This is a genomic window from Hydrogenovibrio crunogenus (assembly GCF_004786015.1).
GTDB lineage: Bacteria > Pseudomonadota > Gammaproteobacteria > Thiomicrospirales > Thiomicrospiraceae > Hydrogenovibrio > Hydrogenovibrio crunogenus.
The window spans coordinates 946,555-965,656 of sequence record NZ_CP032096.1; the positions used below are offsets into that span (position 1 = coordinate 946,555).

17 protein-coding genes are annotated in these 19,102 nt (G+C 42.1%); 14 read left to right on the forward strand and 3 right to left on the reverse strand.

Going from position 1 to position 19,102, the window contains the following annotated elements:
• Window positions 1–205 precede the first annotated feature (205 nt).
• The 6 genes from GHNINEIG_RS04515 (at window position 206) to GHNINEIG_RS04540 (ending at window position 7,289) form a co-directional block, all read left to right on the forward strand.
• Window positions 206–592: a hypothetical protein gene (locus GHNINEIG_RS04515; RefSeq protein ID WP_135795538.1), complete on the forward strand. Its 387-nt coding sequence runs from the start codon at window positions 206–208 to the stop codon at window positions 590–592.
• An 8-nt stretch (window positions 593–600) separates the two neighbouring features.
• Window positions 601–1,212, forward strand: a complete 612-nt coding sequence (gene rdgB, locus GHNINEIG_RS04520; RefSeq protein ID WP_135795539.1) for an RdgB/HAM1 family non-canonical purine NTP pyrophosphatase — start codon at window positions 601–603, stop codon at window positions 1,210–1,212.
• Window positions 1,209–1,826 (forward strand): BMC domain-containing protein, encoded by a 618-nt coding sequence (locus tag GHNINEIG_RS04525; protein WP_135795540.1) that lies wholly within the window; start codon window positions 1,209–1,211, stop codon window positions 1,824–1,826. The genes rdgB and GHNINEIG_RS04525 overlap by 4 nt, the downstream gene beginning before the upstream one ends.
• Window positions 1,827–1,900: 74 nt before the next feature.
• On the forward strand, window positions 1,901–2,857 hold the full coding sequence (locus GHNINEIG_RS04530) for a LysR family transcriptional regulator (RefSeq protein WP_135795541.1): 957 nt from the start codon (window positions 1,901–1,903) through the stop codon (window positions 2,855–2,857).
• A 410-nt stretch (window positions 2,858–3,267) separates the two neighbouring features.
• A complete protein-coding gene (locus GHNINEIG_RS04535; RefSeq protein WP_135795542.1) occupies window positions 3,268–4,824 on the forward strand; it encodes an NADH-quinone oxidoreductase subunit L in 1,557 nt (518 codons plus the stop codon).
• Entirely contained in the window at window positions 4,821–7,289 is a 2,469-nt protein-coding gene (locus GHNINEIG_RS04540; protein WP_135795543.1) for a DUF2309 domain-containing protein, read from the forward strand. The genes GHNINEIG_RS04535 and GHNINEIG_RS04540 overlap by 4 nt, the downstream gene beginning before the upstream one ends.
• A gap of 164 nt (window positions 7,290–7,453) precedes the next feature.
• Here GHNINEIG_RS04540 and GHNINEIG_RS04545 read toward each other — a convergent pair whose 3' ends face one another.
• Window positions 7,454–8,374, reverse strand: coding sequence for a histone deacetylase family protein (locus GHNINEIG_RS04545; protein ID WP_135795544.1), 921 nt, complete (start codon window positions 8,372–8,374; stop codon window positions 7,454–7,456).
• 175 nt (window positions 8,375–8,549) lie between these two features.
• Between GHNINEIG_RS04545 and GHNINEIG_RS04550 the strand changes: the two genes are divergently transcribed.
• Entirely contained in the window at window positions 8,550–9,392 is an 843-nt protein-coding gene (locus GHNINEIG_RS04550) for an MYG1 family protein (protein ID WP_135795545.1), read from the forward strand.
• A 25-nt stretch (window positions 9,393–9,417) separates the two neighbouring features.
• Window positions 9,418–9,657 carry a (2Fe-2S)-binding protein gene (locus GHNINEIG_RS04555; protein WP_135795546.1) on the forward strand — a complete coding sequence of 80 codons (240 nt, stop codon included), beginning with the start codon at window positions 9,418–9,420 and terminating at the stop codon, window positions 9,655–9,657.
• Window positions 9,658–9,706: 49 nt separating this feature from the next.
• On the opposite strand, the gene GHNINEIG_RS04560 is transcribed toward GHNINEIG_RS04555, so the two are convergent.
• Entirely contained in the window at window positions 9,707–10,327 is a 621-nt protein-coding gene (locus GHNINEIG_RS04560) for a LexA family protein (protein WP_135795547.1), read from the reverse strand.
• 98 nt (window positions 10,328–10,425) lie between these two features.
• On the opposite strand from GHNINEIG_RS04560, the gene GHNINEIG_RS04565 reads away from it, so the two are divergent.
• The 3 genes from GHNINEIG_RS04565 (at window position 10,426) to GHNINEIG_RS04575 (ending at window position 14,103) form a co-directional block, all read left to right on the forward strand.
• On the forward strand, window positions 10,426–11,778 hold the full coding sequence (locus GHNINEIG_RS04565) for a Y-family DNA polymerase (protein WP_135795548.1): 1,353 nt from the start codon (window positions 10,426–10,428) through the stop codon (window positions 11,776–11,778).
• Between the two features lie 133 nt (window positions 11,779–11,911).
• On the forward strand, window positions 11,912–13,105 hold the full coding sequence (locus tag GHNINEIG_RS04570) for an EAL and HDOD domain-containing protein (protein ID WP_135795549.1): 1,194 nt from the start codon (window positions 11,912–11,914) through the stop codon (window positions 13,103–13,105).
• A complete protein-coding gene (locus tag GHNINEIG_RS04575) occupies window positions 13,105–14,103 on the forward strand; it encodes a diguanylate cyclase domain-containing protein (protein WP_135795550.1) in 999 nt (332 codons plus the stop codon). The genes GHNINEIG_RS04570 and GHNINEIG_RS04575 overlap by 1 nt, the downstream gene beginning before the upstream one ends.
• Here GHNINEIG_RS04575 and GHNINEIG_RS04580 read toward each other — a convergent pair.
• Complete coding sequence (locus GHNINEIG_RS04580) at window positions 14,084–14,554, reverse strand: GNAT family N-acetyltransferase (protein WP_135795551.1); 471 nt, start codon at window positions 14,552–14,554, stop codon at window positions 14,084–14,086. The two genes, GHNINEIG_RS04575 and GHNINEIG_RS04580, sit on opposite strands and share 20 nt — an antisense overlap.
• A 42-nt stretch (window positions 14,555–14,596) precedes the next feature.
• Between GHNINEIG_RS04580 and GHNINEIG_RS04585 the strand changes: the two genes are divergently transcribed.
• The 3 genes from GHNINEIG_RS04585 (at window position 14,597) to GHNINEIG_RS04595 (ending at window position 19,099) form a co-directional block, all read left to right on the forward strand.
• Window positions 14,597–15,193 (forward strand): tRNA-uridine aminocarboxypropyltransferase, encoded by a 597-nt coding sequence (locus GHNINEIG_RS04585; RefSeq protein ID WP_135795552.1) that lies wholly within the window; start codon window positions 14,597–14,599, stop codon window positions 15,191–15,193.
• A gap of 182 nt (window positions 15,194–15,375) precedes the next feature.
• Complete coding sequence (locus GHNINEIG_RS04590) at window positions 15,376–17,268, forward strand: alkaline phosphatase PhoX (protein WP_135795553.1); 1,893 nt, start codon at window positions 15,376–15,378, stop codon at window positions 17,266–17,268.
• A gap of 121 nt (window positions 17,269–17,389) precedes the next feature.
• Window positions 17,390–19,099, forward strand: a complete 1,710-nt coding sequence (locus GHNINEIG_RS04595) for a hypothetical protein (RefSeq protein WP_135795554.1) — start codon at window positions 17,390–17,392, stop codon at window positions 19,097–19,099.
• Window positions 19,100–19,102 lie beyond the last annotated feature (3 nt).

Genomic DNA, 19,102 nt, shown 5'->3' on the forward strand with positions numbered 1-19,102 from the left:
ATGGATACAAAAGAATATTTCAATTTCTCAAAATGGATTGAGTTCAATATCATAGATGTAGTTAGATAACAGAGAGATTCAACCAGGAAAAGAACACCGTTTTGATTGTTTTAATCGACATCGGAAAGAATAAAGCCAATTTTTATCGTTCTTATTTCTTATATGACCTTTATTGAAAAGTGAAATCATTAAATGGAGACTTTGCATGAAATGGTACGAAGATGAGAATGAAGTTGAAAATTGGAATATGGGGCGTGCGGTCTCATCTTCAAGAGAAACCAGCGATATTGCAAATTCTGCTGTAATTGATGTCAATGCGAATAAGTGGGTTCAAATTATTTTTCCTGAAGTACTTGAAAAAGAGTTATTGGAAGTAATCAAAATTTTAGGGATTGAAAGTTATACCCTTTTTGATGCCAAAACGAATACCAATAACGCCTCTTTATCAGAAAACAGTCAAACCATGTTGATGGCTGAAGTTGAAAATGAAACGTTAAGTTTATTGTTAGATGAAATGAACTTGTATATTGAAAAAGGTCATCCTTTAACGGTACTAACGTCCGATGTAGAAGTGATGACGCAATCGAATTGAGATTAAATATGATGTCTCCGATTATTTTGGCAACCAACAACCCTCATAAAGTGGCTGAAATTGCCCCTATTATGAATAGAGCTGGATTATTGACTCAAAGCCAAGCGGACTTCTTTAATGAGGAAGTGGTTGAAGATGAGTTGAGCTTTGTAGAAAACGCTTTGAAAAAAGCACGTTTTGCCAGTGAAAAAACAGGATTGCCTGCATTGGCGGATGACTCTGGATTGGAAGTGAATGCCCTTGGAGGCAGGCCTGGTCTTTTTTCGGCCAGATATGCAGGCGGTGACCAGAAACCGTCTGAGGAAGAGAATTTAAAAAAGTTGTTAAATGATATGACCCAGCTCCCTTACCCTCAGCGTCAAGCCCGTTACTCGTGTGCAGTGGTGTATGTTGAACACGCGCAGGATCCGATGCCTTTGATTGGTATCGGCCATTGGTATGGTGAAATTTTAATGAGACCAAGAACGGGAACTGGTATCGGTTATGATGATGTGTTTTGGATACCGAAGTTATTGAAATCGGTATCGGAAATTCCATTTGAATTAAAGAACCAGATTAGTCATCGCGCTCAAGCCGTAAAATCGGTAGTTCAACAGTTAGCAGAAAGGGGTGGACGATGATTGAGTTACGCACGTATGTGTTTTTGGATTCGCTTCAACCGCAGTTGGCCTCTTATATGGCGACTGCTTCGATGGGCTTTTTGCCTGTTCCGGGTGACTCTTCATTATGGATTGAGGTTGCACCTGGGATGGCCGTTCATCGTTTGTCCGACATTGCCTTAAAAGCATCAAATGTCCGACTTGGACAACAGATTGTCGAGCGTGCATATGGTTCTATGGTTATTCACCATAGAGATCAGAGTGATGTTTTGGAAGCAGGTCAACGCATCTTAGACCATCTTCAAACGCGAGAATATGATCGTCAACAATGTGTGGTGATGTGGAATGAAATCATTCGAGGCGTAACGGCTGACCATGCGACTCTGATTAACCGAGACAATCGAAAAGGGTCGATGATTTTGCCTGGCCAGAGCATGTTTATTATGGAAACGGAACCGGCAGGTTATATTATTTACGCTGCAAATGAAGCAGAGAAAGCGGCTGATGTTACCCTGGTTGAAGCGCGTGCAGTTGGGGCTTATGGTCGTTTATTGATGTGTGGAAAAGAGGCTGATATTACGGAAGCTGCCAGAGCGGCAAACGATGCATTACAAAGATTAACGTGTCGATCATAATATAAAACAAATGATTGTTTTAATTTGTAAAGTTGTATGTATAGAATACTTACAAGCAATATGAGATTTTTATCATGAGCCAATATGCAGATAACAATAAGCCTAAAAACTTTTTAATACGCCATGCTTCGTTGCGTCAAATTCAGGTGTTTGAATCTGTGGCTCGTAATTTAAGTTTCACCAAGGCCGCTGAAGAACTTCATTTGACCCAACCAACTGTTTCTTCTCAGGTAAAGAGCTTGGGTGAAGCGATAGGTGTGGCACTTTACGAACAAGTCGGGCGAAAAATTTATCTGACTCAAATTGGTGAAGAAGTCGCATGTAGTTGCCGAGATGTCATTAATAATTTCTCAAATCTAGAGATGAAATTAGATGACTACAGTGGCATGAAGCGCGGGCGATTACGTATTGCGGTTATGACCACAGCCAAGTATTTCATGCCGGTGGCACTGGGGCATTTCTGTAAAAAATACCCGGATATCGAGCTTGAATTAACCATTGCCAATCGTAATACCTTGCTCAAGCGCATCAGTCGAAATTTGGATGATATTTATATTTTGGGTCAGATCCCTCCCAGCGATTTGGACTTGGAAGTGATTCAGTTCGCGCCTAATCCATTAGTCATTATCGCGAATAGAGAGCATGAGCTCGCAGGGAAAAAAGTGACGCTTAAGCGTTTGTCTAAAGAACCTTTTATTTTACGCGAAGAGGGTTCCGGTATTCGTATGGCGGTTGAAAAAGCTTTTTCTGATAAAGGTTTAAAGGTCAATGGACGCTTAACCCTCAAAAGCAATGAAGCCATTAAGCAGTGCGTGGTGGGTGATCTTGGTGTTGCCTGCGTTTCTAAGCATGCTCTTTATTTGGAAAGTCTTGCGAAAGATATGGGCCCGATAGTGGAATTGAATGTGGAAGGATTTCCGATTGAAAAACACTGGAACATTGTTTATTTATCGGGCAAAGAACTGTCTGTCATCGCCAAAGAATTTTTAGATTTCTTAGTGGAATCTGGTAATAAATATATTCACCTTTAGTTTTTAAACTGCTTAAATTTTGATTTAAAGGGGATTAATCCTTCTTTAAGCGTCTCCCATTTGTTTCTTTTTTCTACCAACCTGCTGTCTATTTTAGTTGATATTATTCAACTATGATTTTTGCGTTAAATCGTCTCTGATTCATTGTGATTTTTTAACAGTAAAAATTAATTTTTTTTGTCTGATATTTCAGTATTTAAGTCAGGAAAGAACAGTCCTGCAACGCCCATTTTATAAGCTTTTAAAGCCAATTTCTGGCAACCATTCTCTTTAGTCTATAGGTCTTATTTGAATTCCCAATTTTTCATTAGCATAGCAATCTCCTAATATTTAAAACACATTGAAATGTTTGGATTATAGAAAACGAAATTGAGCATTTGACGTTAAAAGATTTTTTAAGGAGTCTGTTTATGAATATGCAATGGGTAGGGGCTTCAATGATGCTGTTAATCCCAGTACTGTTTTTTATTGGTGCGCTCACTAATGAAAGACGAGCGAACTGGCGTTTGGCATCAGCTATCAGCTTGCTTGGATTATTTTTAAGCGTGTTTTTAGGAATTGCCGTTTATTTTGAATGGGTCAATCTGTCGATTTCTGGGCAGTGGGTTGGTGTATCCAAAATGAGTTTGGTCATGTTGGGGCTGGTGTGCTTTATTGCATTTGTGAACATTCGTTATTCCAGTGCTTATATGGCCGGGAATATTGATGAAGAAAAGCGTTATCTTCGTTGGTTGATGGTGACTTTAGGCAGTGTTGTAACTGTGATTATCAGTAATCATATGTTGCTGTTGATGGTTGCATGGATTGCAATAAGCTTGAGTTTACACCGTTTGCTGGTATTTTTCCCGAATCGCCAAAGAGCCGTTTTGGCATCGCATAAAAAATTTATTTTTGCGCGTGTTGCTGAAGCATGCCTGCTGGGCGCCATCTTAATTTTGTATTACGAACATGGTACTTGGTTTATCAGTGACATTTACCAAAATGTCAGTTTATCGGCTTCATTAACGACGCCTGATCAATTTGCGGCAATGCTATTGGCTTTAGCTGCGTTAGTAAAATGCGCTCAACTGCCATTACATGGCTGGTTGATTCAAGTGGTAGAAGCGCCCACGCCCGTTTCCGCGTTATTACATGCTGGAATTATTAATTTAGGCGGCTATTTACTGATTATCTTCGCACCTTTAATCGTGTTGTCAGACATGGCGCAATGGATTTTATTAGTTGTGGGAGGCATAACCACCGTTTTGGCCGCTTTAGTCATGATGACCCGTACATCAGTCAAGGTGCGTTTGGCCTGGTCAACTATGTCACAAATGGGACTGATGCTGGTTGAATGTGCCTTAGGGTTGTTTGAGTTGGCGTTGTTGCACCTAGTCGCACACTCTTGTTACAAAGCATACGCCTTCCTGAATGCAGGGTCGGAAGTTGAGTCAAGTATGAAACGTCGACTGTCGAGACCGATTGCCCCATCCGTTAAAGAGTGGTGGTTTGCAGGTATTGTGTCTGTAGCCATGGTTGTGAGCTTGATTTGGGTGGCTGATTTGTCTGGCCCATACAGTCCTTGGTTATTGTTTGCTATTGCATTAACGCTTTTGATTGCCGAAAGACGCGGGCGTTTAACTTCGTCTTCTGCGATTGGAATGGTGGGACTAGGTGTCGTTTTGTTAGTGGTGTATAGCTTGCAAAAAAATGGCGCCAGTTTCATTGTGCCTTCAATGGAAACCAGCGTGGGTTGGATTGGCGATTTATGGATTGGTTTCTTATTGATTATGTTTATGGTGGGGTATCTATTGTTGCGATACCACAGTGAGCACATTTGGATGAGAAAAGTCAGACGTGCTTTTTATGCCGGATTTTATCTGGACGAATGGGTAACTCGTTTAAATTTGAGAATTTATCCGACAAAGTTACCGGTTCGTTTTAAACCTAAAAAGTTACAAGTTCCTAAAGAGGAGTTATTTCAATGATGTTGCACAACGCAAAAGCTTCTGATAACAATGAGTTAGACCAAGCGAAGCCGTTGATTCCCCAGCTGTCAGACAGGCAAAAAGAAGCTCTGAAGGATGCTTGTGGACGTATTGCGCCGACTTGGCCGCTAGATGAATTAATCGCGGTAAATCCTTGGTGGGAAATGCGAGATCAGCATATTTCTAAAATTTCCGCTAAACTCAGTGCATTGAGCCAAGCTCAATGTGTGATGCCGAAATCTTATTTCCAGGAAGTTTGGATGGAAACGTTGCAACCTCAGCATGTGCAGCAGGCCATCGATGAAATGGGAAAAGAGTATACCGTAGACAACCTTGAACGGTATCTGCTAGAAGAAGACGAACATACACATTGGCATAACGTCAGTGATTTTGTCGACAGTGGACGAGACCGTAAATATAAAATGGCTTGGCGGGATGAAATCACCCATCAAATCAGCCAATTCTGTGCAGATTTTTTCCGTTTGAAAGAGAGTCAGGGCACTTTTTCCAAGACCTACCAAGGACTTTATCATGAGTGGTTGGCGACAACCCGTCAAGATAAGGGAATTGAAATCCTTATGGGTGAAGATGGACTGACTGAGCACTTTATGGACTTACCGGAAAGTAGCGAAGGTCTGCTTGCCGAAGCATTAGTGGGTTTAAGAGTGCCAGATAGTCAAATTGCTGATTACGCACATGCGTTGTTATTAGATGCCAATGGCTGGGCTTCTTGGGTTGCGTATTTACGTTGGCAAGATCGTTTAAACAATGCTGACAATGATTTGATGATGGATTTCCTAGCGATTCGCGTCGCATGGGAATGGGTGTTGTGGCAGCATCAAAAAGACAGTGATCGTTCTGTTTTCAATGAATTAAAAGTGATGTGGCATCACCAAATGAGTATTTTACCGGAGTTGATCGCCACCCATGAAGCGGCTCAGGCCAAGTCTTGGATTTGGCAAAGAGCAGCCGAAATCGCATATCAATCGGAATTGCAACAACAGCTTAAGCACGCCAGTAAAACGGACTTGAAAGCGGAAACGCAATCGTCTTCTACTTTGCTCCAGGCGGCTTTTTGTATTGATGTTCGATCGGAAGTCATTCGACGCGCTTTAGAAGCACAGGACTCTCGAGTAGAAACACTGGGCTTTGCTGGTTTTTTTGGCTTGCCAATTGAGTATCAGCCTGCTGGAACGGACGTGTCTCGTCCACAGTTGCCCGGGCTATTAAAGTCTGGCATTAAAGTAACGCCAGTAATGACGAGTGTGTCTAAAAGAACCACCAAGCAAGCATTAAACCGAAAAGCACGTTGGATCGAGTGGGGGAATGCGCCTCCAGCAACATTTAGTATGGTTGAGGCGACAGGGTTAATGTATGCGTTTAAATTATTGCGTAACAGTCTGTTTCCAGAAAATCATACGAACCCGATCAATGCTTTACCGGCAACAGATGCATTTGAGTTGACGCAAGACGATTCTCCTTTAACGTTGGCGCAAAAAGTAGAGTTGGCTGCGGGTATTTTACATGCGATGGGGCTGGATCATGATCTTGCTGAAACGGTGATGCTGGTAGGGCATGGTAGTACCAGTTGTAATAACCCGCATGCCGCCGGATTAGATTGTGGCGCATGTGGTGGTCAAACCGGGGAAATCAATGTACGGGTATTGGCGTTCTTGCTCAATGATGAAGAGGTGCGACAAGGCTTGCTTGAAAAAGACATTAAAATCCCGGAGCAAACCCGTTTTGTGGCAGCAATGCATAATACGACCACCGACGAATTCACTTGTTTTGGTTTGAACCATGTGGATGAAACCATTCAAAAATGGTTGGCTAGAGCTACTGAACTTGCCCGTCAAGAGCGTTCGACACGATTGGGGTTGAACCATCTTGAAGGGCAAAACTTGCACCAGACAATTCAACGACGCGCCAAAGATTGGTCTCAGGTGAGACCCGAGTGGGGCTTGTCGAATAATGCAGCTTTCGTTGTCGCACCGCGTGCCAGAACAAGAGGGTTAGATTTTCAAGGGCGCGCTTTCTTGCATGACTACGATTGGCAGGAAGATGCCGATAACAGTTTGTTAACCTTGATTATGACGGCTCCTATGGTGGTAACCAATTGGATTAATCTACAATATTATGCATCTGTTTGTGATAATCACGTTTATGGAAGCGGAAATAAAGTACTCCATAATGTAGTGGATGGCTGCATTGGTGTGTTTGAAGGAAACGGAGGGGATTTACGAATCGGTCTACCGATGCAGTCTTTGCATAATGGTGAAAAATGGATGCACGAACCTTTACGTTTGAGTGTGTACATTGATGCGCCACACGAGGCTATTGCACAAGTGGTCGCTGAGAACGAAGTGGTTCGCCATTTAATTGATAATGAATGGTTGTACTGCTTTAGTTGGGGGCGAGATGGCCAAATTCACCGTTACTTTAATAATCAGTGGCTGGCATCTTAAGTTCTGTCTGAACGCAATTTGACTGGTAATGAGAGATGAAGTCTGTTTTTCATTATCGTCAGATATGTTTTGGATGGGTCAGCCATTCTCTTTCTTGAAACCAGATACTTAGGTATCTGGTTTTGATGTTTTAAGCACTTTCAATTTGACCAGGCCTGGCTATTTTATAAGGCTCGTAAGGCTTTGACATGGGCCGTGGCTGAATCCGACAGGGCTTTTAACTCATAGCCACCTTCCAAAATTGAAATGACTTTCCCATCACAGACTTCATTGGCAAGTGTCATGAGTTGTTGTGTCCAATGGTAGAAATCTTGTTCTGTCAGGTTCAAGTTTGCAAGAGGATCCGCCTTGTGAGCGTCAAATCCAGCCGAAATTAAAATCAACTGCGGTTTGAAGTGCCGAATGAATTCAAACCCTTTTTGTTGCCATGCGTCCATAAAGGCTTGACCATCACTTTGAGCGGGTAACGGGAGTTTGCTCATATTATTGAGATCTGAAATCGGATCGGTAAAGGGAAAGATACCGTCTTCAAAACTGGAGACATATCCCACACGTGCTTCGTGTCGAACATAGTCTTCTGTGCCATTGCCATGATGGACGTCAAAGTCGACAATGACGATGCGTTCTAAGGCATATTTTTCCAAAGCATAAGCGGCACCGATGGCAATGTGGTTGATAAGACAAAACCCCATAGGGCGATTTCTTTCTGCGTGATGCCCTGGAGGACGAACATTACAGAAAGCTTGACCCGCTTCCTGGTTCATGATGGCATCAATTGCGGTTAACATCGCGCCGCTTGCCGTCAATGCAGACTCTAAGCTGCCGGGGTTGAGAGAGGTATCCTCATCGATTTTGACAAAGCCGTTTTCGGGAAGGTGTTTTTTTAAGGTTTCCCAAAAAGACGAGGAATGAACGCGAAACACATCTTCTTCGGTGGCGGGCATAATGTCTTTGTGAAGCGTGTTGGATAACAGTAGGGCTTCGGTTAAAGCCTGTTCTATACGAATGATACGTTGTGCATTTTCTGGATGCCCCCAGCCATTGCTGTGGTGTTGGCAGAGAGAAGAACTTAAATATAAAAACATCGGCCAGTGCTCTCGTTGAAGAATGTATTGAGTGGAGATGTTTCTTATCTTAACAATAATGAAAACAATCTGCTTCTGTTCGGCGCTTTAGTGCCCATCTCGCCGTAAAATGCGCTAACATAATGCACATTGATTTTTTCTAGAAACTCGTTATTAACTCCAATAAGGAACCTTTATGCTCGTTACCCATTCCGGCCGTTTTCATGCCGATGAAGTGTTTGCCATTGCCATGATCCAGATGATTGAAGAAGTCGACATTGTACGATCTCGTGATCAGGAAGTGATTGACCAAGCCGAGATGGTGTTGGATGTGGGCGGTGAGTATGTTCCGGAAAGATTGCGTTTTGATCATCATCAAAACAGCTTTACGCGCGCTCGTGAAGATGGGACACCTTATGCCACTGCAGGGTTGGTATGGGAGCATTTCGGTGCGCAAATTCTTGCTGCGAAAGGGTTGGAAGGGGAATATGAAATTCAGTTTGCATTAGAGTGGGTGGATAAAAAAATCATCCGTGATATCGATGCTGTCGACAATGGCATGTTTACGGAAGACCCACGTCCCTCTGTGTCGATGTTGATTGGTATGATGAATGCGTCATCGACAGATGATGTGGAACAGCAGGAAACGGCTTTTAAAGACGCAATTGCATTCACCAGTGGTATTTTGAATAACTTTATTCAGGCGGCGATTAAAGAAGCGGAAGTGATTGTGGAATTGGAAGCCTGTGCCAAAAATGTGGATGAAGGCATTTTGGTGTTGGCGGAAAACTTACCGTTTAAAGATTTTATTCGTTCTCATCCGGAGATTACCCGGGTGGTTTACCCGAAAGGCAGTGAAGGATATGGCGTGTTTTGCAATGGCAAAGACAACCATTTGCCGGAACGTTTTCGCGGTTTGAGAGAAGAAGAGTTGAAAGCGGTAACCGGGTTGGAGGATGCCGTATTCTGTCATAAATCGGGGTTTATGTCGGTATGCAGAAGCTTTGAAAGTGCTTTGGCCATGGCGAAAAGTCATTGATGTTCAAGAAAAATCTTAAAAAAATATGATTACGAATCCGCTGGATAAATTGCCTGATATTCTCAAAAAAGATTTGGACGAAAACTTATGCGTGTGTAATGAAGTGCCAAAGAGGGTGATTATTAATGCGATTGCCGAAGGCGCGTTGACACTTGAAGAGGTGCAGCGTAAAACCTATGCTTCCGATGGCAATGGTTGTTGTAAACGACAGGTCAATCGTTTGTTAGAATGCTTAGTGTCGGAGTCCGTTGCTTCAGATGCTTAAAACAGCCAGGCCTGGCTGTTTTTTTATGAAATATGCTCAAAGCAACTGATTAGAATTGTTTAATCGTGGCGGTCACTACACCCCAAATAACAATGTCGGATTCTTCTCTGACAGGGATAGGGGGATAGTTATCATTTTCGGGCACGAGCCACGTGCCGGTGGATTTGATGGAGAGCGTTTTCACGGTCAGTTCGCCATCCAAAGCGGCGATAACGATTTTGCCATCTTGTGGGGTCAAACTTCGATCCACTACTAAAATATCGCCATCTTGAATGCCCGCTTTTTTCATCGAGTCACCCTGTACGGTCAATAGAAACGTGGCTTGTTTGTTTTGAATGAGTTTGTCGTTTAAATCCAGCCGCGTTTCCACGTAATCATCCGCCGGACTGGGAAAACCAGCCACCACTTTATGACTGTGCAGGGGAAGCAACACCTCTTCATTAAATTCCGGAAGTTGAATCTGTAATTTATCGCCCGCCAAGGCCTGCGCTTCTTGTAAGGTTTTTTGTTGTTGCTCGGCTTCCGCCTGTTCTGAAAGCCAGTGTTTTACAACTGTGACTTTTGATTCCGGCACCCGAATCACCTTGGTACCTTCGCCGAATTTTCCGGAGCCTTTTTTGCGGCCTGCGCCTTTTCTTGCACCACCTGCTGTCGTGTTTTTTTCTGCCATTTGCCTGCTTTTATTTGAATTCTGTTACAGGAATTATAAAAGATAGACTATAATTTTTGTAACAAAATTCAAAAAAACGTTTAGGGGCATGAAAAATTATGACGGTTTTTGCACTGGTGGATGGCAACAGTTTTTATGTATCTTGTCAAATAGCGTTTGAACCCGCATTAAAGAACCGACCCGCAGTGGTCTTGTCGAATAATGATGGCTGTGTGGTGGCGGCGAACGCTAAGGCGAAAGCGATTGATGCCTTTTTGAAACAGCAGAAAACGCATTTGGGTCCAGGCGGGTATAAAGCCGCACGGCCGGAAAGTATTATGTTTCAACCTTACTTTAAGGTGAAGCGGTATTTAGACCAGATCAATGCGGTGGTGTTTAGCTCCAACTATGAATTGTATGCCGACATGAGCAGTCGAATGCATTCGATTTTATCCGGCTTTGCTGTCCAGCAAGAAATCTACTCGATTGATGAAAGTTTTTTGGATTTATCAGGCATGTCTTTATCCGATTTCACGACGTATGGCGAAGAGATGAAGCGTACGGTGATGCAGTGTTTAGGGTTGCCGGTGGCGGTCGGATTTGGATCGTCTCGAACCTTGGCAAAGCTGGCGAACCATTTGGCCAAAAAACAACCAGATCATCAGGACGTGTTGGATTTGACGGTGTTATCGGAAGGCAGTTTGAATGCTTTACTTAAAAAAGTTGCGATTCGAGATGTGTGGGGCATCGGCAAAGGATTGTCCACCAAACTGGAAATGCAGGGCATTCTCTCCGCATATGATTTAAAGATCAGTGATCTTAAGTTCATCCGAAAACGCTATTCCATTACGTTGGAGCGTATCGTAAGAGAGTTGAGAGGAGAGTCGTGTTTGTCTTTAGGGGCTTTAAAAACATCGGATCGACAAATCATTTCTTCTCGCTCTTTTGGAAACCCTGTGACGGAATATGCTGAAATGGAACAAGCGGTGGCAAGTTATATTGTGCGTGCGGCAGAAAAAATGCGTGCCCAAAACAAAGTGTGTCAGTTTGTGACCGTATCGATTAGAACCAGCCCTTTTCAAGGCAGGCAACGTTACTATCAGAATGCACAAACCTTACCTTTAATTTACCCTTCGGACAGTTCTGTCTTGTTAATCAAATTAGCGAAACGTGCTTTAAGATCAATCTGGCGGTCAGGCTACGCCTATCAGAAAGCAGGTGTGGTTTTATCAGGGGTAACGGAAAAAGGTGCGGTTCAGATTGACTGCTTTGCCCCCAATCCGCAATATTCGGCGAACCCAAAATCAGATCGTTTAATGCAGGTCATGGATTCCTTAAATCAACATATGGGAAAAGGAACGGTTCAATTGGCCGCAGAAGGGCATAAAAACGGCCAGACCTGGCAGATGAAGCGCTCTAAAATGTCAAAACGTTATACCACACGTTGGGATGAGTTATTAACAGTACGTTGATGATTACAATGAATTTTTTAAGGTTTTTTTCCAATGATTAATTTTTTGTTATAAAATCAGAAATAAGTACAATTTACCATCTCAGAACATATTAGGTCTTTTTTTATTCAAGGCCAAGAATCAGGTTTGATAAATGGAAAAACTTTTTATTGGTCGACAGCCAATTTTTGATCGGTCAAATCAAGTCTATGGGTATGAACTTCTTTTTAGAAATGGATTTCATCCTAATGAAGCGGTATTTGATGATGACCATTATGCAACGGCAACCGTCATTCACAACTCCATGATGGGGTTAGAATTAAGTGACTTGGTTGGTAGCGCCAAAGCTTTTATCAATTTTCCAGAATCGTTTTTTGAACCTGAAGTCGATCCTTGTTTTTCTTCCAACCGTATTGTCTGTGAAGTGTTGGAAACCGTGCCGGTGACAGATGCCACTTTAGCAGGCATTCGGCGTTTAAAGCAAAAAGGATTTCCCATCGCGCTGGATGACTTTATCTTTAAAAAAGAATTTATTCCTTTCATTCGTTTGGCGGATATCATCAAGCTGGATATTGAAAATGTAACCCCAAAAAAGATTCCATTGTTGGTTCAAAAGATTCGTGGTGTCGCCAGTGCGCGTACCAAAATTTTAGTCGAAAGAGTGGAAACGAAAGAAGTTCATAAAATTTGTTTAGACGCAGGCTGTGATTATTTTCAAGGGTATTATTTTGCCAGGCCGGAGATTGTGACAGGCCAACAACTGTCGGTCTCTAAATTGCATTTGTTCGAGTTGCTACGAAACCTTTCCGAACCGAGTATTTCATTAGACAAACTGGAAGACATTGTTTCAAAAGATGTCGGTTTGATGCATAAGCTGGTAAAGCTGGCGGTACAGCATCGCACGGCTAAAATGCCGGAGTTTGAAACCTTGAGGCAGGTTTTGGTTTTATTTGGGTTAAAGCGCGTTCAATCATGGGCGAGTATGATTTCATTGAGTTTGATGGATGATGTCGTACCCGAAGTTTTTAATATTGCGAGAACACGTGCTATTTTCTTACGGTTATGTGCTCAGCATGAAAAACTGGTCAATCCAGAGTCTTACTATTTAACAGGAATGTTCTCTTTATTAGATGTGATCCTTAAAAAACCGATGGAAGAATTACTCAAAGGTTTGGCTTTAAATGACGCCATTATTCAAGGTATCTTAAAGGAAGAGGGCGATTACGGGCGATTATTGAAAATGATCAAGTCATTTGAACGATCTGATTCTGATGATTTGGAAGAGACATATCGATACCTGTATGTTCAAGCTTTAAAAGAAAGCCATGATACTCAAGGGGTGATGTAATGAGTATTCAACAATTCTTTGTGAAAACAGATTATCGGTTTGTTTTTTTAATCCCGGTTTATTTTTTAACCGTTGCCGTGTTTGCAGTCATTGCCTTCTTCAATCAAGAATGGCCTTTGTTTTCAGTGTTAAGTATCTTCACACTGGCCATTTTTTTGTTTGGTATTTATATTATTAAACGAGGGTTAACATGGTGGAGCAAGGCCTTTATGCTACTGGTCAATGCTGCATTTGTTATTTTTTTGATGGTTCATGGCGGCCATAATCATACGGGATACTTTTGGGTATTCCCGATTTTAGTGGCGACCATTCAAATTCTAGGCGCATTGTCTGGCATTTTTTTCGCGTGTTTATTGGTGCTGATGATATGGCTGCTTGAAAAGTGGGGTATGACGGATTTAATCCTGTCGAGTCGCTTTTATTTTGCATCATTAGCACTGGTATTCATTACCGGTATTCATGAGATGACCTTGGAAAACAATCGAAAAATTCTGAAAAAACAAGTGGATGACAAAGAGTATGAGAATCGACTAGACCCTTTAACAAAGGTAGGAAATCGCCGTTTAGTCGACTATGAATTAGAACGAATTAATGCTCAAGGGATGGATGGATTAGCTGTCGGAGCGCTTGTTGTCGATCTGGATAACTTTAAAAAAGTGAATGACACCTTAGGGCATAGCGCCGGTGATGAAGTGCTTAAAACCATTGCCAATCATTTGACTTCCTGTGTTCGCCCGAGTGATAAAGTCGCTCGTTGGGGCGGGGATGAGTTTATGTTGTTGTTATACGGCATCAGCTTGATTGATGTGGAACGGGTCGCCAAACGTATTCAAGAATCCATTACCCATGATGAACGTCTGGAATCGCTGGATGTCAGTGTGAGCATGGGAGGGGCAATCACGTCTTCAGACTATTCTGAGTTATTTAAAGCAGCGGATAGAAATTTATTGTCGATTAAAAACCATACGAAAAATAGCTTTAAGATAACGATGTTGTAAATCGCATGGCGATTAAATTTTTACCATTAGCTTGATAACGTAATAAACGTGTTTTTAACGAGTTGGGCAGTTCATCGGCCAATACTTCGTCAAACCCAATTGATTGGTAAAAAGGGTGTAAAGACGGAGTATTAAAGCAATAGTAAGACATATTTTTATTTTCTTTAATGGCATAGCGAAGCAATTTCGTTCCAATACCAAGATGACGATGACATGATTCAACGAATACGTTTCTAATCCAACAATAGGTTGGTTGAATCTCCATCCAAAAAGCACCGACGATTTTTGTGTCATTGAGTTGCGCGATATAAAGTCGGGTTTCTCTTCCCGCTTGCATTTGCTTGTGTTTTTTAAGAAAGTGGTTGCCAAGCCGAAAGGTGGAGTCTTTCGCCTGCTGAATATGAAGGGAATTGAGTGGCGAGATAGAAATGCTTCGTGAATCTTGTGTCATATTGCTATTATAGCGCGCTTATGAATAACAGGTACTTTAAGAATGCCCAGAGAAAAATGCCCGGATTGTTTACGCCTGAAGTCACTTTGTTTGTGTGATGCTATAGCCCCCTTTGAACCGCTAGTCGAAGTAATTTTTTTACAGCACCCGCTAGAGCAGAACCAGGTAAAGGGGACCGCTTTTTTAACACACCGGTGTTTGAAAGGCTCTCAATTTTTGGTCGGCGAAAAGTTTTCCAATGAGCAGTTGTCACCGTATTTAACCGAAACTAAAAAAACCTTTTTACTTTATCCGCCTGAAGACGGTGTCGATGCGCCAGAGGTGCTCAGTGCAGCGGACATGGCAGACACCGAATGTTTAGAATCGGTTCGTATTCTGGTATTGGATGGTACCTGGCGTAAAACTCGAAAGATGCTTTTCTTGAATCCAGAGCTGGCAGCCTTGCCCCGAGTGCAGATTTACCCAACGGCCCCTTCGGTTTATTCAATTCGAAAACAAAAAAATGTGACCAGTTTTTCGACGCTGGAAGCCGTTAAGCAGCTTTTGATCGAGCTTGATTCGTCGTTTCCGTATACTAAAAACTTAGATCAAATCATGGCTGCATTGGTCGCTCAGCAAAAGCAATTCCAACCAAATTGACCTTTTTAAATCTAGTTTCTTTTCTGTCATTTTTTGTTTTTTACATTACATAAAATTGTTATAAAACCGTTACTTTCTTGTCGTTAAAGTTACACAAAACTGACATTATATCTATCATTTTCTTTCCTAAAATTTAGCCACCGATTCAAGGTATAAATTTTTTAAATTTAAGGGCTAAAGAAATGAAATTCAATCAACTAACACTTGCGATTTCAACGGTTATAGCATCATCAGCTATTTTGACTGGCTGTAATGATTTACAGGGCGAAGATGGCGTTAATCTGACATCAAGTAATAATGATGTTAGCTTTGCTTCGATTCCGGTTCCTAGTGATACGGCTACCAAAACTTCGCTTCAAACAACGTCTGAAGTGGTTGTGAACGGCCAGAAACAAACCATTGGGTATACCAAATTATTTGCAACGGGTGAACTGGATTCTTCCGGTGAAACTTGGGGAGCGGTTAAGGATTATTTGGATCAAGGGATTACGTTTGCAGATGGTTCCGCGTATATCTGTAATGGGACGAATTCGGGCGTTGGCTCAGGGTTAGACCATATTTCGATTCTACAAAAAAACGATAAGCTGTATATGGTCTCTCAATATGAGTGTCAAATCGGCTCCATGTATATGAATGAGCTAAAGCAAGACAGTAAGACTGGGGCTCTGTCTGTAAAAGACGGATCGCTTCAGTTTATCAGTCAAAAAGATGATTTTGGTGGGTATGTACATTGTGCTGGTCAAACAACGCCTTGGCAGTCTCACTTGGGGTCAGAAGAGTATGAACCTGATGCGCGTTCGGTTGAAGCCAATGCGGATCCGGTAACAGGTCTAACGTCGAATACTTATTATGATGAGGTGGCTAAGTTCTGGGGCAATGATGCCACTAAAATGAGTCCATATTACTACGGTTGGACACCTGAAGTAAAAATCACTGCTTCTGGAACAGCAGATTATGCTAAGCATTATTCCATGGGGCGTTTTGCGCATGAGCTAGCTTACGTTATGCCGGATAAGAAAACGGTTTATCTATCGGATGATGGTACAAACGGTAGTTTGTTTATGTTTGTTGCAGATGCGGCTGAAGACCTTTCTGCCGGTACTTTATATGCAGCTAAGTGGAACCAAGTTACTGCTGATGGTTTAGGGCGAGCAACGATAACCTGGGTTAGTTTGGGTCATTCAACCGATGCGGCGGTTAAAGCGATTTTGAACCCTGATGGTAATGTTCAGACCAATGATGCGCCAAAGTTCTCTGATATTTTTTCTACAGAGGCACCTCAAGCGGATGGTTCTTGTGCCACAGCTGGCTTTATCAACATCAATACATCAGCTGGCAATGAGTGTTTAAAGCTTAAAGATGTTAACGGTGATGCTGCGATTGATGCAACAGATGAAGCCTTGGCGGCTCGTTTGGAATCGCGTCGTATGGCCGCTTATAAAGGTGCTACGTCTGAGTTCCGTAAGAAAGAAGGAATTACGTTCAATGCGCGTGATAACAAGCTTTATGTCGCTATCTCAGAAGTGGCTCGCGGAATGGAAGACAATGCAAAGAATGGTGCAGCCAATACCACTTATGATTTAGGTGGAAATAATGATATTAAGCTTCCATATAACAAGTGTGGTGGCGTGTATGAACTAAACGTGACTAAAGACAGCACGATCGGTTCTGATTATGTTGCTTACGATATGGTTGGCGAAGTAGCAGGTATTGCAACGGATTATTCTGGAACGGCGTTATCTGCGAATAGTTGTGATGTCAATAACATCTCCAATCCTGATAATGTGACTTTCTTGGAAGGCACAGATATTTTGGTAATTGGTGAAGATACCAGCAAACATGAAAACAACATGATCTGGGCTTATAACATCAAAGATAAGTCTTTATCGCGTATCTTAACAACTCCATTAGATGCCGAAACAACATCTCCTTTCTGGCATAAAAATATCAATGGATTCGGCTATTTGACTGCAGTCACTCAGCATCCTATGGATGGACAAGCGGGTGCCACGGCAGCAGAAAAAGAATCTCAAGCCGGTGTGATGGGGCCTTTCGACTTTACGACGATTAAATAAATTGCCGTAGGTTAAACATTATATTTAGGGGTACAAATGTCTTTGTATCCCTATTTTTTAAAGTAAAGCATCAGACCAAACTGAAATTTGGTGTGCTGCTTTTTATTCAGGAAAAGAAGTAATGAATATTTTAATAAGATTGTTAAGTGGCATGATGTTGGCTCTAATGGCTGGGTGTGATAGTACACAAAAGGAAAGCCAAACCAGTTTGAATTCGAACTCAGGTGAGCATGTCGCCATCGACTTATTATCCAATCAAATACACAATAATAAAGCCGCTTATATTCCGGCTCAGTGTTATACCAAAACACGAAATAAGAGAGGACAGGTTCATAATCCTTGTTTTAGCTGTCACACGGTTGGGCAGGAACCTAACTATATTGATGACTCTGCTTTTCAAATGGCTTATGACTTCAGAACTTATAGTCGTACCAATCGTTGGACTAACCTTTTTAAGGATCGTTCAGCCGTTGTTAAAGCAATCTCGGATGAGGATATTTTGAAATATGTTCGATCCTCGAATTATTTTGATGAAGAGGGAAATATTCGCTTGGCTTCTTTAGGTAAGCAGGTGCCTTCTGATTGGGATGTGAATCAAAATAAACGGTGGGATGGTTATGTACCGGATTGTTTTTTTAATTTTGATTCGGAAGGGTTTGATGTGACACCACAAGGGCATGACAGTGGGTGGAGAGCGTTTGCTTACAGTCCATTTTTAGGAACGTTTTGGCCAACCAATGGCAGCGCTGATGATGTCTTGATTCGATTACCTGAAAGCATGCGTCAAACAGAAGCAGGTCTTTATTCACGCATTGTCTATCGTTTGAATTTAGCCATTGTTGAAGCCATGATTACGCGAAAAAATATCGCCATTCCAGCAACCGATGAATCCGTCTATCAAGTGGATTTAAACCGAAATGGCGTTTTGGATATGGCTACCGAAGTGGTTTATCGGTGGGCGCCCACCAAAGGTCAAAATATGTCTTATGTTGGAAAAGCAAAACAGCTTCAGAAAAAAGGCCGCATTCACCTTGCCGCAGGTTTGTATCCTGAAGGCACGGAGTTTCTCCATACGGTACGGTATCTAAATGTGAATTCCGATCAAAAAATTGAATTAGCACCAAGGGTTAAAGAACTTCGTTACAGTTATAAGCAAAGCTGGAATAATTATTCTCAACTGAACAGTGCGGCAATGGGAGAGGTAATTGAAGGTGACCAATTTCCAGACCGCCTAAGAACCATTACAGGCAATTCTGAAACCGGTGTTATCAACGGCTTAGGGTGGGTTTACCAAGGCTTTATTGAAGATCAATCGGGGCATTTGCGTCCACAAACGTATGAAGAAAGCATGAGTTGTATAGGATGCCACTCCGGGTTGAGCGTGACAGCGGACAGCAGTTTTGCCTTTTCTCGAAAGTTAGGGAGCTCTAATTTTCAGGCGGGTTGGTTTCACTGGTCTCAAAAAGGGCTTTCGGGTCTGAAAGAGCCGCAATGGAAAGATGGTCGTTGGGAATATACCCAATATCTTCTTGAAAATCATTCTGGGAATGAATTTCGAAACAATGAAGAGGTCAAAAATAAATTCTTCGACTCGAAAGGCATCTTAAAACCGGCTGAGGTAGAAACGCTTCATCATGATATAGCGCATTTGTTAGAGCCTTCCACAGAAAGAGCATTAACGCTGAACAAGGCTTATAAAGTGATAGTGGAAGAGCAAAGTTATATTTATGGACGAGAGCCACATGTGCTCCCTTTAAATGACACTGTTTGGGATATCATTCCGGATGGAGAAACAACTGGGGTGGAGGCTCCAATTATCAAACCGCATTGAGGT

What these genes read in the sequence shown, in the direction of transcription:
- GHNINEIG_RS04515 (WP_135795538.1), top strand. Translation starts at nt 206, where the DNA reads ATGAAATGGTACGAAGATGAGAATGAAGTTGAAAATTGGAATATGGGG.
- rdgB (WP_135795539.1), top strand. Translation starts at nt 601, where the DNA reads ATGATGTCTCCGATTATTTTGGCAACCAACAACCCTCATAAAGTGGCT.
- GHNINEIG_RS04525 (WP_135795540.1), top strand. Translation starts at nt 1,209, where the DNA reads ATGATTGAGTTACGCACGTATGTGTTTTTGGATTCGCTTCAACCGCAG.
- GHNINEIG_RS04530 (WP_135795541.1), top strand. Translation starts at nt 1,901, where the DNA reads ATGAGCCAATATGCAGATAACAATAAGCCTAAAAACTTTTTAATACGC.
- GHNINEIG_RS04535 (WP_135795542.1), top strand. Translation starts at nt 3,268, where the DNA reads ATGAATATGCAATGGGTAGGGGCTTCAATGATGCTGTTAATCCCAGTA.
- GHNINEIG_RS04540 (WP_135795543.1), top strand. Translation starts at nt 4,821, where the DNA reads ATGATGTTGCACAACGCAAAAGCTTCTGATAACAATGAGTTAGACCAA.
- GHNINEIG_RS04545 (WP_135795544.1), bottom strand. Translation starts at nt 8,374, where the DNA reads ATGTTTTTATATTTAAGTTCTTCTCTCTGCCAACACCACAGCAATGGC.
- GHNINEIG_RS04550 (WP_135795545.1), top strand. Translation starts at nt 8,550, where the DNA reads ATGCTCGTTACCCATTCCGGCCGTTTTCATGCCGATGAAGTGTTTGCC.
- GHNINEIG_RS04555 (WP_135795546.1), top strand. Translation starts at nt 9,418, where the DNA reads ATGATTACGAATCCGCTGGATAAATTGCCTGATATTCTCAAAAAAGAT.
- GHNINEIG_RS04560 (WP_135795547.1), bottom strand. Translation starts at nt 10,327, where the DNA reads ATGGCAGAAAAAAACACGACAGCAGGTGGTGCAAGAAAAGGCGCAGGC.
- GHNINEIG_RS04565 (WP_135795548.1), top strand. Translation starts at nt 10,426, where the DNA reads ATGACGGTTTTTGCACTGGTGGATGGCAACAGTTTTTATGTATCTTGT.
- GHNINEIG_RS04570 (WP_135795549.1), top strand. Translation starts at nt 11,912, where the DNA reads ATGGAAAAACTTTTTATTGGTCGACAGCCAATTTTTGATCGGTCAAAT.
- GHNINEIG_RS04575 (WP_135795550.1), top strand. Translation starts at nt 13,105, where the DNA reads ATGAGTATTCAACAATTCTTTGTGAAAACAGATTATCGGTTTGTTTTT.
- GHNINEIG_RS04580 (WP_135795551.1), bottom strand. Translation starts at nt 14,554, where the DNA reads ATGACACAAGATTCACGAAGCATTTCTATCTCGCCACTCAATTCCCTT.
- GHNINEIG_RS04585 (WP_135795552.1), top strand. Translation starts at nt 14,597, where the DNA reads ATGCCCAGAGAAAAATGCCCGGATTGTTTACGCCTGAAGTCACTTTGT.
- GHNINEIG_RS04590 (WP_135795553.1), top strand. Translation starts at nt 15,376, where the DNA reads ATGAAATTCAATCAACTAACACTTGCGATTTCAACGGTTATAGCATCA.
- GHNINEIG_RS04595 (WP_135795554.1), top strand. Translation starts at nt 17,390, where the DNA reads ATGAATATTTTAATAAGATTGTTAAGTGGCATGATGTTGGCTCTAATG.